This is a genomic window from Micromonospora sp. NPDC049048, from assembly GCF_043197615.1.
Taxonomy (GTDB): domain Bacteria; phylum Actinomycetota; class Actinomycetes; order Mycobacteriales; family Micromonosporaceae; genus Micromonospora.
This window is the reverse complement of the sequence record NZ_JBICTM010000006.1, coordinates 227690-243520: the sequence shown is the minus strand read 5'-3', so window position 1 is coordinate 243520 and position 15831 is coordinate 227690. Positions and strand designations below refer to the sequence as shown.

Annotated in this window: 13 protein-coding genes; 5 read left to right on the top strand and 8 right to left on the bottom strand. The window is 74.9% G+C overall.

Annotation, left to right across the window (positions count from 1 at the left end; translation table 11 throughout):
* Nucleotides 1-41: 41 nt before the first annotated feature.
* Together ACGFIG_RS20695 and ACGFIG_RS20690 are read right to left on the bottom strand one after the other, a co-directional pair.
* The gene (locus tag ACGFIG_RS20695) at nt 42-1247 is read right to left on the bottom strand and encodes an NAD(P)/FAD-dependent oxidoreductase (protein WP_393005134.1); all 1206 of its coding nucleotides are present in this window, start codon (nt 1245-1247) and stop codon (nt 42-44) included.
* A gap of 92 nt (nt 1248-1339) precedes the next feature.
* Entirely contained in the window at nt 1340-2284 is a 945-nt protein-coding gene (locus ACGFIG_RS20690; protein ID WP_393005132.1) for an RNA polymerase sigma-70 factor, read from the bottom strand.
* A gap of 93 nt (nt 2285-2377) precedes the next feature.
* Between ACGFIG_RS20690 and ACGFIG_RS20685 the strand changes: the two genes are divergently transcribed.
* Nucleotides 2378-3364, top strand: a complete 987-nt coding sequence (locus tag ACGFIG_RS20685) for an L-threonylcarbamoyladenylate synthase (protein WP_393005130.1) — start codon at nt 2378-2380, stop codon at nt 3362-3364.
* 45 nt (nt 3365-3409) lie between these two features.
* Here the strand turns inward: ACGFIG_RS20685 and ACGFIG_RS20680 are convergent, their stop codons facing one another.
* Together ACGFIG_RS20680 and ACGFIG_RS20675 are read right to left on the bottom strand one after the other, a co-directional pair.
* Nucleotides 3410-4213 carry an MBL fold metallo-hydrolase gene (locus ACGFIG_RS20680; RefSeq protein WP_393005128.1) on the bottom strand — a complete coding sequence of 268 codons (804 nt, stop codon included), beginning with the start codon at nt 4211-4213 and terminating at the stop codon, nt 3410-3412.
* 21 nt (nt 4214-4234) lie between these two features.
* The gene (locus ACGFIG_RS20675) at nt 4235-8755 is read right to left on the bottom strand and encodes an HAD-IC family P-type ATPase (RefSeq protein ID WP_393005126.1); all 4521 of its coding nucleotides are present in this window, start codon (nt 8753-8755) and stop codon (nt 4235-4237) included.
* A 326-nt stretch (nt 8756-9081) separates the two neighbouring features.
* On the opposite strand from ACGFIG_RS20675, the gene ACGFIG_RS20670 reads away from it, so the two are divergent.
* The 4 genes from ACGFIG_RS20670 (at nt 9082) to ACGFIG_RS20655 (ending at nt 12209) form a co-directional block, all read left to right on the top strand.
* Complete coding sequence (locus ACGFIG_RS20670; RefSeq protein ID WP_393005124.1) at nt 9082-10524, top strand: MFS transporter; 1443 nt, start codon at nt 9082-9084, stop codon at nt 10522-10524.
* A gap of 134 nt (nt 10525-10658) precedes the next feature.
* A complete protein-coding gene (locus ACGFIG_RS20665; protein ID WP_393005122.1) occupies nt 10659-11297 on the top strand; it encodes a GAP family protein in 639 nt (212 codons plus the stop codon).
* Between the two features lie 119 nt (nt 11298-11416).
* Entirely contained in the window at nt 11417-11611 is a 195-nt protein-coding gene (locus ACGFIG_RS20660; RefSeq protein WP_393005120.1) for a hypothetical protein, read from the top strand.
* Between the two features lie 49 nt (nt 11612-11660).
* A complete protein-coding gene (locus ACGFIG_RS20655) occupies nt 11661-12209 on the top strand; it encodes a YbaK/EbsC family protein (protein WP_393005589.1) in 549 nt (182 codons plus the stop codon).
* A gap of 95 nt (nt 12210-12304) precedes the next feature.
* Here ACGFIG_RS20655 and ACGFIG_RS20650 read toward each other — a convergent pair whose 3' ends face one another.
* The 4 genes from ACGFIG_RS20650 to ACGFIG_RS20635 all read right to left on the bottom strand — a co-directional run bounded on the left by ACGFIG_RS20650 (nt 12305) and on the right by ACGFIG_RS20635 (nt 15715).
* Entirely contained in the window at nt 12305-12940 is a 636-nt protein-coding gene (locus tag ACGFIG_RS20650; protein WP_393005118.1) for a DsbA family protein, read from the bottom strand.
* Nucleotides 12941-12960: 20 nt separating this feature from the next.
* Complete coding sequence (locus ACGFIG_RS20645) at nt 12961-13389, bottom strand: SufE family protein (RefSeq protein ID WP_393005116.1); 429 nt, start codon at nt 13387-13389, stop codon at nt 12961-12963.
* Nucleotides 13390-13463: 74 nt separating this feature from the next.
* A complete protein-coding gene (locus tag ACGFIG_RS20640) occupies nt 13464-13889 on the bottom strand; it encodes a CBS domain-containing protein (RefSeq protein WP_393005114.1) in 426 nt (141 codons plus the stop codon).
* A gap of 56 nt (nt 13890-13945) precedes the next feature.
* The gene (locus tag ACGFIG_RS20635; RefSeq protein WP_393005112.1) at nt 13946-15715 is read right to left on the bottom strand and encodes a proline--tRNA ligase; all 1770 of its coding nucleotides are present in this window, start codon (nt 15713-15715) and stop codon (nt 13946-13948) included.
* Between the last annotated feature and the right edge of the window lie 116 nt (nt 15716-15831).

Genomic DNA, 15831 nt, shown 5'->3' with positions numbered 1-15831 from the left:
GCGGACCCGGGACCGGCCAGGGCGCTGCTGGCCGTGCTGCGCTACGCCGGCGCGTCGATGGTCGAGCCCGCCGTCGTGGGCTTCCGCGTGACGCGGTGGCGTCGGACGGGCAGGCCGAACGTCGGGTTGGCGACGCCCCAGGCGGCACCCTTGGTGACCGCCTCCTTGTAGCTGGCCGCGAGGCGCCCGGTCAGGGCCGCCCGTACGGCGCGGTCGTCGGCGGTGACGTACTGGATGAGGCCCTCCCGGCGGCCGAGCGAGACGCACTGGTTGAAGTAGCGGATCTGCCGGGTCGGCAGGCTTTTCCCGGTCAGGCGCGCGGCGATCGCGTCGGCGGCCTGCCAGGCGGCCGGAACTCCCGAGGCGCACGACATCCGCAGCGGCTTGCCCCCGGGGCCCTTGGCCATGGCCGCGTCGCCGACGGCGTACACGTCGGGGTGTGAGACCGACCGCATGGTCTCGTCGACGACGATCTGGCCGGAGCCGGCGACCTCCAGGTCGGTCACCTTCGCGATCGGGTGGACCGCGAAGCCGGTGGTCCACACGGTGACGGCCGCCGGGACGGCCCCGCCGTCGGCGGTGACGACGCGGTCGGCTTCGACGCCGGTGACGGTGGTGTGCTCGTACGCGGTGACGCCGAGCTTGTCGACGACCTTCCGGAGGTGCTTGCGGCCCTTCGGGGAGAGCCAGTCGCCGAGGCCGCCGCGGGTGACGATGGCGACGTCGAGGTCAGGGCGCGACTCGGCGAGCTCCGTGACCGCCTCCAGGCCGGTGAGTCCGCCGCCGACGACGACCACGCTCTGCCCGGCGTCGAGGCGGGCCAGGCGCTCGCGTAGCCGGAGCGCTCCGGGACGGCTGGAGATCTCGTGGGCGTGTTCGGCGGTCCCCGGGACGCCCTGCGGGTCCCAGCCGCTGCCGAGGGCGTAGACGAGCGTGTCGTACGCGAGATCCTCGGTGCCGTTCGCGTCGACGACGGCGACGGTCCTGCGCTCGACGTCGACGCCGGTGACCTTCGCGACCCTCAGCCCGACGCCGGTGCCGGCGAACATCTTCCGCAGCGGCCGGGGCCTGAGCTCCTGACCGGCCGCCAGTTGGTGCATGCGGACGCGCTCGACGAAGTCGGACTCCGTGTCGACGACGGTGATGGCCACGTCCTCCCGGTGGAGCCGCCGGGCGAGGCGGCCGGCGGCGATGGCTCCGGTGTATCCGGCTCCGAGGACGACGATGCGGTGCTGCGTGTGCTGCATGTGCATGCTCCTGTCTCGCGCGGGTTGCCACCTGAACCGGGTGGCCCGCCGTTTCCTGACAGGAACCGCACGTGAAGCAGGTCACATGACGGTCAGAAGGCGTGGAAGAGTGGTTCGCCGTGGTCGGTGGCGGCCCACTGGGCGGTGGCCCGTACGAGCTTGTCCGGGTTGCCCTGGGCACGGAGCGCGGCGATGCCGTCGGCGGTGACCTCCAGGCACATGATCCCGATGACCCGGCCGTCGACGACGGCCACCACTGCGGGGTCGCCGTTGGCCGTCCAGGCGTAGATCTCGGGCGTGCCGCCGACCAGGTCGCGCTTCGCCTTGCCGGGCTTGAACAGGCCCCACAGGAACTTCGCGACCGCGACCGCGCCCTCGAACGCCTTGGCGCGGGCCGGAACCTTGCCGCCGCCGTCGCCGACCGCGACGGCGTCCTCGGTGAGCAGCCGTACGAGCGACTCCATCCGGCCGCTGGTGGCGGCGGCCAGGAACTCCTCCGCGATCCGCCGGGCGGCGGCCTCGTCGACTTCCACCCGGGGCTTACCGTCGGCGACGTGCCTCTTGGCGCGGTGGAGGATCTGTTGGCTCGCGGCCTCGGTGATGTCGAGGATCCCGGCGATCTCGCGGTGCGGGTAGCCGAACGCCTCCCGCAGCACGTACACCGCCCGCTCGTGCGGTGACAGCCGCTCCAGGAGGGTGAGGACCGCGTACGAGACCGATTCGCGCTGCTCGGCGGCTTCGGCCGGGCCGAGGATCGGGTCCCCGCCGAGCAGCGGCTCGGGAAGCCACTGGCCCACGTAGGTCTCGCGGCGCGCCCGCGCCGAGGTGAGCTGGTTGAGGCACAGGTTGGTGAGGACCTTCGTGAGCCAGGCCTCGGGGACCTCGATGCGTACGACGTCGGCGGCCTGCCAGCGCAGGAACGTCTCCTGCACGGCGTCCTCGGCCTCGGCTGCGGAGCCGAGGAGACGGTAGGCGATGGCCTCCAGGCGGGGCCTGGTGGCCTCGAACCGCTCGACGTCGCGCCCGGTGAGGGACATGCTTCGATCCTAGGCACGGCGGCGCGACACCTGAGGGGCACACCCGCACGGCCGCCCACGGGCCGCCCGCCCCGGCAGGTTAGCGTCGCAGGTGTGACCACCGGATCCCCGCGCGTACTCCCGGCCGACAGCGGCATCGCCGAGGCCGCCTCCGTCCTGCGTACGGGCGGGTTGGTGGCCTTTCCCACCGAGACCGTCTACGGGCTCGGGGCGAACGCGCTGGACGCGCGCGCCGCCGCCCGGATCTTCGAGGCGAAGGCACGGCCCAGTTTCGATCCGCTGATCACGCACCTCGCCGACGCGGCCGAGCTGGAGAAGCTGGTCGGGGCGGTGCCGCCGACGGTGGCGGCGCTCGCCGGGCGGTTCTGGCCGGGACCGCTGACGCTGATCGTGGACCGGCCGGCGGCCATCCCGCCGATCGTCACCTCCGGGCTGGCGACGATGGCGGTCCGGGTGCCGGACAACGCGTACGCGCGGGCGCTGATCGCCGCGGCCGGGGTGCCCGTGGCGGCGCCGAGCGCGAACCGGTTCGGCCAGCTCAGCCCGACCCGGGCCGAGCACGTGGTACGCGGACTGGGCGCCGCCGTGGACGTGGTGCTCGACGGTGGGCCGACGCGGTGCGGCATCGAGTCGACGATCGTGGACGCCCGGGCCGGCCGGCCGGTCGTGCTGCGCCTCGGCGCGTTGCCGCTGGAGGCGCTGGAGGAGGCCGCCGGCCCGCTGACCGTACGCCCGGGCAGTTCCGGGCAGCCCGTCGCGCCCGGCACGCTGGCGGCGCACTACGCCCCGCGTACGCCGCTGCGGCTGGCGACGGGCGGGGAGCCGCCGGCGGCCGACGGGGTCCGGCGCGGCTTCCTGGCCTTCCGGGAGCCGCCGGCGGGCGACTGGGCGGCGGTCGAGGTGCTCTCCGCCGCCGGTGACCTGACCGAGGCCGCCGCACGACTCTTCGAGGCGCTGCACGAGCTGGACGCCACCGGGGTCGGTGAGATCGTGGTCGAGCCGGTTCCCGAGACGGGTGTCGGCCGCGCGATCAACGACCGGCTGCGTCGCGCCGCGGCGACCTGGCAGCCCGCGGGGTGATGCCGGCGCGGGGCGCCGCGAGCCCGCGCGGCTGCGTACGCGGGTTCAGTCGGGCGGGGTGAGCGGGACGGTCTCGCCCCGGGCGATGGTGCGGACGCTCCCGGCGAAGCCGCGCTGGCGGGCCTGCGCCACGAAGTGGCCCAGCGGCGAGCGGAACACCGGGTAGTCGTCGTAGTGGATCGGCACGGTGAGCTTCGGCCGGACCAGCTCGACCAGGTCGGCGCCCTGCCGCGCGTCCATGGTGAGCAGGATGCCGGCGATCCGGGTACCGCCCAGGTGGATCAGCATGGCGTCGATGTCCGGGTACCGCCGGGGGACGTCGGCCAGCATCGGCCGGTTCAGCGTGTCCCCGGTGACGTAGAGGCGGAACGCGCGGGAGCCGTCGCGTTCCAGGTCGATCATCGTGCCCATGACGTCGGGCAGCAGCAGGTCCAGCGGGCCCGGCCCGTGCCTGCCCGGCATCGAGGTCAGCCGCAGCGTCTCGGCGTCCCGGCGCAGCTCACGGGAACGCCAGGTGGGCAGGCCCTCGGCGGCCCGGAAGCCCCAGCGGCGCAGCTTGCGCTCGGCGGCGGGCGTGGTGACGATCGGCAGTTCCCGGTCGAGTTCCCGGCGGGCGACCCGGTCGAAGTGGTCGCCGTGCAGGTGGGACAGGACCACCGCGTCGAGCGACGGCAGTTGGGCGATCCGCAGCGCGGGGTCGGTACGCCGCCGCGACCAGAGCCCCTTGCCCAGGTACGCGCGCTGCCCCCGGTGCAGGAAGTTCGGGTCGGTCAGCAGGGTGAACCGGCCGATCCGCAGCACCGTCGTGGCGGTGCCGATGAACGTGACCTCGGGCTGCGTCGTCGACATGCTCAACCTCCACCGCTAGCCCTACCCGTGATCGGCGTCCCCATGTCGATCGGCCGTGTCCCCGTCGTCGGTTGGGGAGCGACCGGCGGCGTTCCCGTCGTCGTCGGCCGGGGAGGGCCCGGTGGCGTCGGGCCGATCGGGCTCCGACCGGGGCAGGTGTGCGACCAGGCGGGTGAGCGCGCCGTTGGCGAAGGTGGCGCCGAGCGCGGAGCCCGTCGCGATCGTCCAGCCGACCGGCCCGAGCGGCGTGCAACCGAAGAACTGACTGAGCCCCGGCGTCTGCACGACGGCCACCAGCACCCCCGCCGACGCGGCGGTGGAGGCGAGCACGGCGGGACTGGTGCCGCCAGCCAGCACCGTCTGCCCGAGCTGGGTGCCGACGAGCGAGACCAGCGCGACGGTGCCCGCCCGCCGGCGTCGCCCGGTGTAGCGGGCCAACGTCCAACCGGCCGTGGCGCCGAGCGTCGTGGCGGCGGCGCGCAGCCCGATCTCCCGGGTCATCGTCTCGCCCAGCGAGGTGTCCGGGCCCTCCTGGAGCAGGCCGTCGGCGTGGTCCGCGTCGGGTGGCCGGACCGCGATCGCCAACGCCGGTGCCAGGTCGGTGAGCAGGTTGACCAGGAGCAGTTGCCGGCCGGTGAGCGCCGAGCGGCCGGTGGCGGCGGCGGTCAGCACGCTGAACGCGATCTCGCCGAGGTTCCCGCCGACGAGGATGCTGAGCGCGTGGCGTACCGAGGACCACATCGCCCGGCCCTCGACCAGGGTGGCGATGATCGTCTCCAGCCGGTCGTCGGTGACCACCAGGTCGGCCGCCGCGCGGGCCGCCGGGGTGCCCCGCTGACCGAGGGCGATGCCCACGTCGGCCAGCCGGATCGCCGCGGCGTCGTTGGCGCCGTCGCCGGTCATCGCCACCGTACGCCCGCACCTCTGCAACGCCTGGATGATCCGGACCTTGTGCGCGGGGGTGCACCGGGCCACCACGTCCGTGGCGGCGAGCCGCGCGCCGAGAGCCTCGTCGTCGAGCCGGTCGAGTTCCGTCGCGGTGACGACCCGCTGGTGCTCGTGGTCGCTGATGGTGGACGCGATCGCCTCGGCGGTCGCCGGATGGTCACCGGTGATCATGATGGTGTGCACGCCGGCCTGACGGATGCGGCGTACGGCGGGGGCGGCGCTCTCGCGTACCCCGTCGGCGAGGGCCAGGAAGCCGACGAAGGTCAGCTCGTGCACCTGCTCGTCGGTGACGCCCGGCGAGTGGATCCGGCACTCGGCCACGGCGAGGATCCGGTGCCCCGCCCCCGCCCGGTCGGCCAGCATGGCGTGCAGCCCCGCGCGCCCGTCGTCGTCGAGCGGCTCGTCGCGTCCCTCCGGCCTACGCCGGCCCGAGCAGCGGGGCAGCACCGACTCCGGGGCCCCCTTCACGCTGAGCAGCAGCCGGTCGCCCGAGCGGCCGACGGTGGCGTGGTAGCCACGGGACGGCTCGAACGGCAGCGCGTCGACCGGCTCCCACCCCTCGGCGCCGGTCCGCTCGGTCACGCCCGCCACCTGGGCGCCGGAGCGGACCGCGCGGTCGGTCTGCTGGGCCAGGTCGTGGGGGTCGTCGGCGCCCGGGGTGGCGCGCAGCGCCGCCGCGAGGGTGTCCCGCAGGGCGTCGTCGAGCCGGTCGACCGGCGCGTACCGGCCGTCGTCGCCGACCCCGGCGAGCAGGAGCTGCCCCTCGGTGAGGGTGCCGGTCTTGTCGAAGCAGAGCACATCGACCCGGCCGAGCGCCTCGATGGTGCGCGGGTTGCGGACCAGCGCGCCGTGCTCCGCCAGCCGCCGTGCGGCGGCCAGCTGCGCGGCGCTGACCAGGAAGGGCAGCCCTTCCGGCACGGACGCGACGGCCAGGTTCGCGGCGGTCGCGGCGGTCTGGGCCAGGGGTACGCCCCGCAGCAGGCCCGCGCCGGCCACCGCCACCGCCGAGCCGGCGGCCAGCGGGATCGCCGCCCGGGTCAACCGGCCCAGCCGCGCCTCCACGCCGCTCGACGGCGGAGCCTGCCGGGCCATCGCCAGGCTCCGTCCCGCCTCGGTTTCCGCGCCCGTCGCGACCACCACCGCCGTTCCGTGACCGGCGGCGACGCTGGTGCCCTCGTAGAGCATCGACCGGCGGTCGGCGACGGCGGCGGCGACCACCGGCTGTTCGGTCTTGCCGACCGGCAGCGACTCGCCGGTGAGGGACGACTCGTCCATCTCCAGCCCGGCCGACTCCAGCACCCGGCAGTCGGCCGGTACGGCGTCCCCCGATTCGAGCAGGACGACGTCCCCGGGCACCAGCTCCTCGGCCGCCAGCGTCCGTTCCGCACCGTCCCGGCGTACGCGGGCGGTGACCGACGAGCGGGACAGCAGCTCGGCCAGCGACCGCTCGGTGCGGTGCTGGTGCACGGCCCCGAGCAGCGCGGACCCGCCGACCACGCCGCCGACCAGGGCGGCGTCGACGGGCGAGCCGAAGGCTGCCGAGAGCACCGCCCCGGCGGCCAGTACGGGAGTGAGCGGGTTGGCCAGCTCGTCGACGAAGGCGCGCAGCAGCCCCGTCGGCCCGTCGGGGCGTACGCCGTGGTCGTCCCGGCGGCGCTCGGCCTCGGCGGTGGTGAGTCCGTCCGGGCCGCTGCCGAGCTGGTCGAGCACGGTCGCGGACGGCATCAGGTGCCACGCGGTGACGGCCGGGGTCGGGCCGTCCGTCCGGTCGGGCAGCCGGTGCGCCCGTAGGACGCCGTGCGCGAAGGCCAGCGCTGCCGCCCCGTTCACGGGCACGACGGCGCGTCCGGGCAGCCGCGCGCGGGGGGCCGTGAGCGCACCCAGCGCGCCGAGGCCGGTGCCGGCCATGGCCAGGCCGATGTTCTGCCGGGCCATCCGGCGGGCCACCCCCGCCGCCTCGACCACCAGTGCCGCCACCCGCAGGTCGGCACCGAGCAGCAGGTGCGCGCCCCAGGGCGGCAGCTCCTCGGGGCCGCTGAGCCCCAGGCCGCAGTCGGCGACGCCCAGTGCGGCGCGGTCGGCGGAGGCCACCATCACCATGGCCCCGGCGCGTTGCAGGTTCCGCACCGACTCGGCAAGCCGGTCGTGGCCCGGCAGGTGGGCGTCGGCGAAGCCGTACCGCCGCTCGTCGTCGCCGGCCACGATCAGCCGCAGGCCGGCCTGGCGGGCGGCGGCCGACAGGGCGTCAACGCCCGGCGCCGGTTCCGGTTCGACCCGCAGCACGGCGGCGAGGGTGCCGCCGTCGGCGAGGCCGAGCAGGAGTCCGCCCGCGTCGCGCAGCCGCCGACTGTCGGTGGTGTCTCCGGGGTTCTCGACGTCCAGCGCCTCCAGCGGCCCGAGCCGCCAGCCGTCGGCGTCCCGCGGCTGGCGGGGCGCGGCGGGGTCGAAGAGGGCGAACGCGCGCGCGGCCACCTGCCCGGTGTCCGCCCCGGCCAGCGGCGCCAGATCGGCCAGCACGCCCCGGTCGGAGCCGAGCACGGCGGCGTCCAGCACCAGGGTGTCGATCCGGTCCAGTTCGCGCAGCACGCTGCGGTCCATCGCGATCACGCCACGCCGGGCGAGGATCCGGCCGAGCTGCGCGGCGTACCCCTCGCGTCCGCTGCCAGGAGCCTTGGGCAGCGTGGAGAGACCCAGCGCGGCGGCCCGCTTCGGGCCGACGACCGGCATCGTGGCGACTGCGGCGGCGCCCGCGTCGAGCATCCGGCTGATGTACTTCTCGACGGGGCCGTCGGGCTTCGGCAGGGGGCGCTCGATCTTCGGTACGGCGGCGGCGGCCCGTTCCGGATGCCCGGTCAGCCGATGTTCGGCCTGCGCCCACGCGCGGAGCTGGGCCCGCGCCTCGCCCCACTGCACCACCCGTTGCGCGCCGTCGAGCACGAGCCCGGCCCAGCCGCCCGTCAGGCCCAGCGCCACCGCCTCGGCCAGCGGGAACAGCAGATCGGCGCGGGGGTCGGCGCGTAGCCCCCGGTCCGCCAGCGCGTGCAGCCTGGGGTGCAGGTCGACCGCCACGAGCAGCCCGGCGACCTCCCCGGGCACCGGCGTGAACGGCAGGATCCGGGTGGCGGCGGCGAGGGTCAGGCCCAGGGCGTCGGAGGCCAGCGCGCCGAGGGTGCGGGGCGTGCGCGGCCCCTCCTCGGGCGGGTGCGGCGGCGGGATCTCCGGGTCCGGCTCGTGGGGGCAGGTGCGTTCGGTGCGGGCGACCGTCGCGATGAGGTCCCGCAGGGCGGGCTCCGGCGTACCGACGGCGACGACCACCCGCCCGGACGGGGCGTTGACCCGGGCCCACTCGACGCCGGGCATCCGCTCCAGCGCCGCCTCGACCTGACGCGCGAGGACGTCACCGCCGTCCTGGCAGACCCCGATCACCTCGATGTGGTGCCGGCCGGGGCGGGACCAGACCCGGCGCCGGCTCAGCCCGGCCACCCGCGCCAGCCGGGCCGCGACGGCACCGACGTTCCGGGACGCCTCGCCGACGACCGGCGGCACCAGGACCGGCGGAAGGAGCCGACCGGCGGCGCGGCCCAGGGAGATCATCGAGGCGTACGACCGGACAGGCGCCGGTCAGGCCCCTCGCTGCCGTTGCGTCCGCCGTACGCCATCTCGCCTCCCACTTGCGCGCTTCCGGCGGCCTGGCTTCCCGGCGGGACGTCCGTTATGCCCTCGGAGCAGCGGAAGTTCCTGCCGCGTGGCGGGCGAGGGCTGCCGCGCCAGGGTGTCCGCCGGCTCTCGGGCGGCCGGGGAGAGCTGGGTCACCCTTGACCTCAATCCGGGTTGAGGTCGGAGGCTGACGGCGTGCTGATCGAACTGCTTCGCTCCGAGGCGGGTCCGGGCGATTCCCGGGCCCGCTCCGGTGGACCGCTGTGGCTGCCGCGTCCGGCGAGCCGGAGGTGACCGACACGGCGGCGCCCGCCGCCCCGGAGCGGGAGGTCGGTGCTCGTCCCACCGGCGGGGCCGGCCTCTTCGCGCCCCGGCTACGGGCGATGACGGTGGGCAGTGTCGCGCTCATCTCGCTGCTCGCCTTCGAGGCGCTGGCGGTGGGCACCGCCATGCCGACCGTCGCGCGCAGCCTCGACGGGCTTGCCCTCTACGGCATCGCCTTCGGGGGACCGTTCGCCGCCGGCGTGCTCGCCATGGTCGCCTCCGGCATCTGGTGCGACTCGCGGGGTCCCCGGGCGCCGATGTGGCACGGGCTCGTCTGGTTCGTGCTGGGGCTGCTGCTCGCCGGGAGCGCCACCACCATGGGCGTCCTGGTCGCCGGCCGGATCGTGCAGGGCTTCGGCTCCGGCCTGCTCTCGGTGGCGCTGTACGTGATCGTGGCGCAGGCGTACCCGGAGGCGTTGCACCGGCGGATCTTCGCGGCGTTCGCCGCCGCGTGGGTCGTACCGTCGCTGGTCGGCCCGGCGCTGGCCGGCCTGATCGTGGAGCACCTCGGGTGGCGTTGGGTCTTCCTGGCGGTGCCGGCGGTGGCGGTGCCGGCGGTGCTGCTGATCCACCCCGGCCTGCGGGCGATCGGCGCGGGCACGGTCACCGGGCTGCCGTCCGGCGCGGCGGCCCGGATCGGCTGGGCCTGCGGGGCGGGGGTGAGCGCCGCACTGTTGCACATCGGGGGCCAGCAGCGCGGCGCCGCCGCCGTCGGGCTGGTGGCCGTGGCGTTGGCCGGACTGCTGGTCTGCGCGCCCCGGCTGCTGCCGGCCGGGTTCCTGCGCGCCGGCCGGGGCCTGCCCACGGTGATCGGGCTGCGCGGTCTCGCCTCGGCCGCGTTCGTCGGCGCGGAGGTGGTGATCCCGCTGATGCTCTCCCGGGAACGCGGGCTGTCGCCGACCGTCGCCGGCCTGGTCCTGACCACGGGGGCGCTCGCCTGGTCGGCAGGCTCCTGGGCGCAGGGGCGGATGCGCGCGCCGCGCTCCCGGGCCACCCTGCCGAGGGCGGGCCTGACCTGCATCGCCGCTGGGACGGCCGTGGTCACGCTCGCCGTCGCGCCGGCGGTGCCGGTGTGGGTCGGCGTGCTCGGCTGGGCCGGCGCGGGCCTCGGCATGGGGCTGCTCTACCCCTCGTTGTCGGTGCTCACGCTGGAGCTGTCCGCCCCGGGCGAGGAGGGCCGCAACAGTTCCTCGCTGCAACTGGGCGACTCGCTGTTCGCGGCGACCGTGCTGGCGCTGACCGGCGCGGTGCTCGCCGCGGGGGCGGCCCCGGGGCCGGCCAGCTACGCCGGCACGCTCGCGGTGGCCTCCGGGCTGGCCCTGCTGGGCGTCGTGCTCGCCGGCCGCGTGGTGCCCGGCGCACCCGGGGTCCGCGCCGGCTGACCGTCCCCGACGCCGTCGCCGTCCTCGGTGTCGACGAACCGCGCGCTGACGATCGTCGCGGCGGGCCGGACGGCGGCGAAGATGTGCCGGTTCGGTCCGGCGGCGCCCGCCCGGCCCGGGAGGATGGACGGGCGATGAACTTCCTGACCATCCTGCCGATGGCCGTGGTGATGGTCGCCGGGACGCAACTTGTCGCGGCGGTCTTCCTCGCCTCGGCGGAGCGACCGCGTGCCGCGTCGCTGGGCTACCTGGCCGGGGCCGCACTGGTGGTGGTGGGCGGCGTCACGGCGAGCTGGCTCGTCACCCGGGTGGTGCGGGTCGACGTCGGTGCCGGGGTCGGCGGGCGCGCCGTCGAGCGCCGGATCGACCAGGCGCTGCTGGTGCTGCTGGCCGTCCTGGCGCTGATCGTCTTCCTGCGCCGGCACACCACCGGCCCGGCGAGGTGGATGGGCGGCCTCCAGCGGGCGAGCCCGGCGTACGCGCTGCGGCTCGGCGTGCTGCTCTTCCTGGCCATGCCGACGGACGATCTGACCATGCTCGCCGTGGGGGCGAGCGCCGCGCGGCACGCCCTGTCCTGGTGGCACCTGCTGCCGTTCGTCCTGCTCACCCTGGCGTTGCTGGCCCTGCCGCTGCTGGCGTTGCTGCTGCTCGGCCGCCGGGCGGAGGTGGTGCTGCCCCGGATGCGGGACTGGACGGGGCGGCACTCCTGGGTGGTCAGCGAGATCGTCATCGGCTTCTTCGTGGTGCTGACGACGGCCGACCTGCTCCGGTGAGCCGAGCTGCTCCCTACGGGCCGACGCGCTCCGGGCGGGTGACCACCTCGTTGACACGTACGAGGGAACCGGCGCGACATGAACGGCTCCCGCGTTCATGTCCGACCTAACGTGACGCCATGTTCACCATGGTTGCCACCGTCATCCTGTACGTCGCCGGATTCGTCTTCCTCTACGGCGTGATCCGGCTCGCCGTCCGGCACTCCCTGGAGGAGATGGAGGTCCGTCGGGTCCAAGCCGAGCGGGCGGAGGAACTCGCGGTCGCCCGGGACCGCACGCTGCTGCGCGAGAACGGCTTCCTCACCGGCAACTGACGGCGTGCCGGGAGCCCGGGTCTGGTCGGATGCGAGGATCGCAGGCGTGATGGGGACGCTGAAGACCGAACCTGCCCGCAGCCGACTCGACCTGCTCGCTCCGCCGGTCGCCGCCGTCGTCGAGCGGTGGCCCGCAGAGGCGCCGGTGGACGTCGACGACGTGCTGGTGGCGCCGATCGACGGAGAGCTCGCCGACACCGCCGCCTTCTGTGCCGCGTACGAGGTGGGTCTGGACGAGTCGGCCAACTGCGTGGTGGTGGCCGGCAAGCGCGAGGGGGTCGTACGCTACGCGGCCTGCGTCGTGCTCGCCACCACCCGGGTCGACGTCAACGGGGTGGCCCGGCGCGCGCTCGACGTGCGCAAGGCGAGCTTCGCGCCGATGGCCGACGCGGTGGAGCTGACCGGCATGGAGCACGGCGGCATCACCCCGATCGGCCTGCCGGAGCAGTGGCCGATCCTGGTCGACCCGCGGGTGATCGCCACCCCGCACGTGATCATCGGATCGGGCGTACGGCACAGCAAGATCGCGCTGCCCGGGCCGGCGCTCGGCGCCCTGCCCGGGGCGCAGGTGGTGGAGGGCCTGGCCAGGCCGGTCTAAACGGTCACGAGCATCGATACCGTTGCACGTGAAACATCATGTGCGTCGATGTCCGTGGCCGGCGGTCGACCCGCGTCGTTCGCCTGTGGTCCGGGTCAGCCGGCCTCGGTCTCGCGGCGGTCCACCTCGGCGAGGGCGGCGAGGAGCGTCTCCGGCTCCTGGGCGCCGGTGACCGCGTACCGGCCGGCCAGCACGAAGGTGGGCACGCTGGTCACCCCGATCTGCCGGGCGGTGGCCAGCTCGTCGGAGAGTTCCGCCGTCCGCTCGTCGGAGTCGAGGAAGCGGCGGGCCTCGGCCGCGTCCAGGCCGACCTCGGCGGCGAGCGCGGCGAGCGCGTCGCGGGAGCCCACGTCGACACCGTCGGTGAAGTAGGCGCGGTAGAGCGCGTCGACCAGCTCGGCGGCGCGTCCGTGCTCCGTCGCCCAGGCGACCAGGCGGTGCGCGTCGAAGGTGTTCGCGGCGACCGCGCGGTCGAAGTCGAGCTTCAGACCCACCTGGGCCGCCACCTCCGTCACCTGACCGAACATCTGCCGGACCCGGTCCGGCCCGCCGAACTTCGCCGCCATCGCGTCGACCAGCGGACGCGGCTCCGGCACCGGTGACGGGTCGAGCTGGAAGGGCCGGTAGCGGACGGTCACCTCGCCGTCGTACGACTCCAGGGCCTGCTCCAGCCGGCGCTTGCCGATGTAGCACCAGGGGCAGACGACGTCGGCGTAGATCTCGATCTCCATGTCGGGTGACAACCCTCCGTCTAGCTGGTCTGTTCCCGGACCTGCCGCTTGAGCCGGGCCAGGATGGCGGTGCCGCCACGCACCCGCAGCGGGCTGATCGCCTGGGCCAGCCCCATCCGCTGATAGAGGTCGTCGGGCACGGCGAGCACCTCGTCCGCGCTCGCGCCGGCCAGCCCTTCAGCGAGGATGCCGGCGAACGCGCGGGTGGTGGGGGCCTCCGGCGGGCAGTCGAAGACGGTCTCGACCATCTTCCCGGGGGTCACCCGGGCGCGCAGGAAGAACGCCGTCTGACACTCCGGTACCTGCTCCATGCCCTCCCGCTCGGCGGAACCGGCGGGCAGCGGCGGGATGACGTCGGCGTACTCCAGCAGCATCTCGAGCACCACGTCCCGGGGCGCGGCGGCGAACTCGTCGACGATCTCGGACAGCCTGGCCGGCATGGATGACATGCCCCGAGGCTACCGCCGCCAGGAAGGGGCCCCTCCGCTACCGGGGGACCTGGGGAAGGGCCCTTCCGTGCACGTCAGACGGTGGGGGCCTGCTCGCTGATGTCGCTCAGCGCCGATTGGGGGTCGAGCTGCATCGCGAGGTCGCCGAGGGAGACGATGCCGACCAGCTTGCGTTCGCTGTCGCAGACCAGCACCCGCCGGATGCCCCGCTCCCGCATCAGGGCGGCAGCCTCGGCCGCGGTCGAGTGCTGCTCGATCATGACCACCTCACGGGTGATGATCGAGCCGATCGTGGTGGTGGCCGGGTCGCTGCGCTCGGCCACCGCCCGTACGACGATGTCCCGGTCGGTGAGCATGCCGGCCAGGGTGGCGCCGTCGGTGACCACGACGTCGCCGATGTCCGCCTCCTTCATCACCCGGGCCGCTTCGTCCAGGGTGGTCTCGGCGGGCAGGTAGATGACCTGCTTCGTCATGACGTCGCTGACCCGGTAACCGGTCATGAGAGCCTCCAGAACGCTTTCAGTCGATCGGACTGCGGTACCCCGTGGCACGTCCGCTACACCACGTTCCCGCGCTCCCGGTGTACCCGCTCGACGAGTCGGTCCGCCACCCCGTCCACCGGCAGTTCGACGCGCTCGCCGGAAGCCCGGTCGCGCAGTTCCACGTACCCCTCGGCGAGACGGCGGCCGACCACGACGGCGCGGGGGATGCCGATCAGCTCGGCGTCGGTGAACTTCACCCCGGCGGAGACGTGCGTCCGGTCGTCGACGAGCACCCGCAGGCCGGCGTCGGCGAGCCGCCCGCCGAGCTCCAGCGCCGCGTCGAGCTGCGGCCCCTTTCCAGCGGCCACCACGTGTACGTCGCACGGCGCGACCGCCTCCGGCCAGACGAGCCCCCGCTCGTCGTGGTGCTGTTCGGCGATCGCCGCGACCGCGCGGGACAACCCGATGCCGTAGCAGCCCATGGTGGGACGGACGGGCTTGCCGGCGGGGCCGAGCACGTCGACGGCGAAGGCATCGGTGTAGCGGCGACCGAGCTGGAAGATGTGCCCGATCTCGATGCCCCGCCGCATGGTCAGCTCGCCCGTGCCGCAGGCCGGGCAGGGATCACCGGGACGGACCTCGGCCGCCTCGATGGTGCCGTCCGGCACGAAGTCCCGGCCGCAGACCACGCCCGTCGCGTGCCGGCCCGGCTCGTTCGCGCCGGTCAGCCACGCGCTGCCCGGCACCACCCGGGGGTCGACCAGGTAGCGGATGCCGAACTTCGCCATGACCTGCGGGCCGATGTAGCCACGGACCAACTCGGGACGGGCGTCCCAGTCGTCGAAGACGTCCACGGTGGCCGGGGCGACCGCCGCGCCGAGCCGCTTCAGGTCGACCTCCCGGTCGCCGGGCAGCCCGACCACCAGCAGCTCGGCCTCCTCGACGCCGGGCCGGCGCAGGGCGAGCACCACGTTCTTCAGGGTGTCTGCGGCGGTCCAGTCGTCCCGCCCGTCCAGGCGCCGGGCGTTGGCCAGCCCGACCAGGCTGGCGATGGTCGGCGTCTCGGGGGTGTCGTGCACCCGCGCCGCCGGCTGGGCGTACGGGTCGGTGGCGGGCGGGGCGGGCGTGGTCACCGCCTCCGTGTTGGCCGCGTAGTCGCAGGCCGTGCAGCCGACGAAGGTGTCCTCGCCGACGGGCGTCGCGGCCAGGAACTCCTCCGACGCCGAACCGCCCATCGCCCCCGACGTCGCGCGCACGATCGTGTGCTCCAGCCCGAGCCGGTCGAAGATCCGCCGGTACGCGCCCCGGTGCCGGTCGTACGCCGCCGCGAGGCCCGCCTCGTCGAGGTCGAACGAGTAGGCGTCCTTCATCAGGAACTCGCGTCCACGCAGCAGGCCGGCGCGGGGCCGGGCCTCGTCCCGGAACTTCGTCTGGACCTGGAAGAGCGTCACGGGGAAGTCCCGGTACGAGGTGAACAGGTCCTTCACGAGCAGCGCGGCCAACTCCTCGTGGGTGGGCGCCAGCAGGTGCTCCGCGCCGCGCCGGTCGGCGAGGGTGAAGATGTCGTCGCCGTACTCCGTCCACCTGCCACTGGTCCGGTACGGCTCGGCCGGCAGCAGCGCCGGGAAGTGCACCTCCTGGTCGCCGATCGCCGTCATCTCCTGCCGGACCACCTCGGTGACCCGGTCCAGCACCAGCTTGCCCAGCGGCAGCCAGGTGTAGCCGCCCGGTGCGGCGCGACGGATGTAGCCGGCGCGCAGCAGGAGCCGGTGGCTCGGCACCTCCGCGTCCGCCGGGTCCTCGCGCAGGGTCCGGAGCAGCAGGGTCGACATGCGCAGCAGCATTGGCGCAGCGTACGGCGGCCGGCTGCGACAGGACGATCCATTTCGGGTACGCCCGGTCAGGACGGCTCTCGCGTCGGGCGGTGGACGAGGCCTGCTCGCGCCCCGTCCACCGCCCG

Bases quoted from the DNA above. Each gene is read 5' to 3' on its own strand.
- ACGFIG_RS20675 (WP_393005126.1), bottom strand. From the start codon at position 8,755: ATGATCTCCCTGGGCCGCGCCGCCGGTCGGCTCCTTCCGCCGGTCCTG.
- ACGFIG_RS20660 (WP_393005120.1), top strand. From the start codon at position 11,417: ATGTTCACCATGGTTGCCACCGTCATCCTGTACGTCGCCGGATTCGTC.
- ACGFIG_RS20680 (WP_393005128.1), bottom strand. From the start codon at position 4,213: ATGTCGACGACGCAGCCCGAGGTCACGTTCATCGGCACCGCCACGACG.
- ACGFIG_RS20640 (WP_393005114.1), bottom strand. From the start codon at position 13,889: ATGACCGGTTACCGGGTCAGCGACGTCATGACGAAGCAGGTCATCTAC.
- ACGFIG_RS20645 (WP_393005116.1), bottom strand. From the start codon at position 13,389: ATGTCATCCATGCCGGCCAGGCTGTCCGAGATCGTCGACGAGTTCGCC.
- ACGFIG_RS20665 (WP_393005122.1), top strand. From the start codon at position 10,659: ATGAACTTCCTGACCATCCTGCCGATGGCCGTGGTGATGGTCGCCGGG.
- ACGFIG_RS20655 (WP_393005589.1), top strand. From the start codon at position 11,661: ATGGGGACGCTGAAGACCGAACCTGCCCGCAGCCGACTCGACCTGCTC.
- ACGFIG_RS20635 (WP_393005112.1), bottom strand. From the start codon at position 15,715: ATGCTGCTGCGCATGTCGACCCTGCTGCTCCGGACCCTGCGCGAGGAC.
- ACGFIG_RS20695 (WP_393005134.1), bottom strand. From the start codon at position 1,247: ATGCAGCACACGCAGCACCGCATCGTCGTCCTCGGAGCCGGATACACC.
- ACGFIG_RS20650 (WP_393005118.1), bottom strand. From the start codon at position 12,940: ATGGAGATCGAGATCTACGCCGACGTCGTCTGCCCCTGGTGCTACATC.
- ACGFIG_RS20690 (WP_393005132.1), bottom strand. From the start codon at position 2,284: ATGTCCCTCACCGGGCGCGACGTCGAGCGGTTCGAGGCCACCAGGCCC.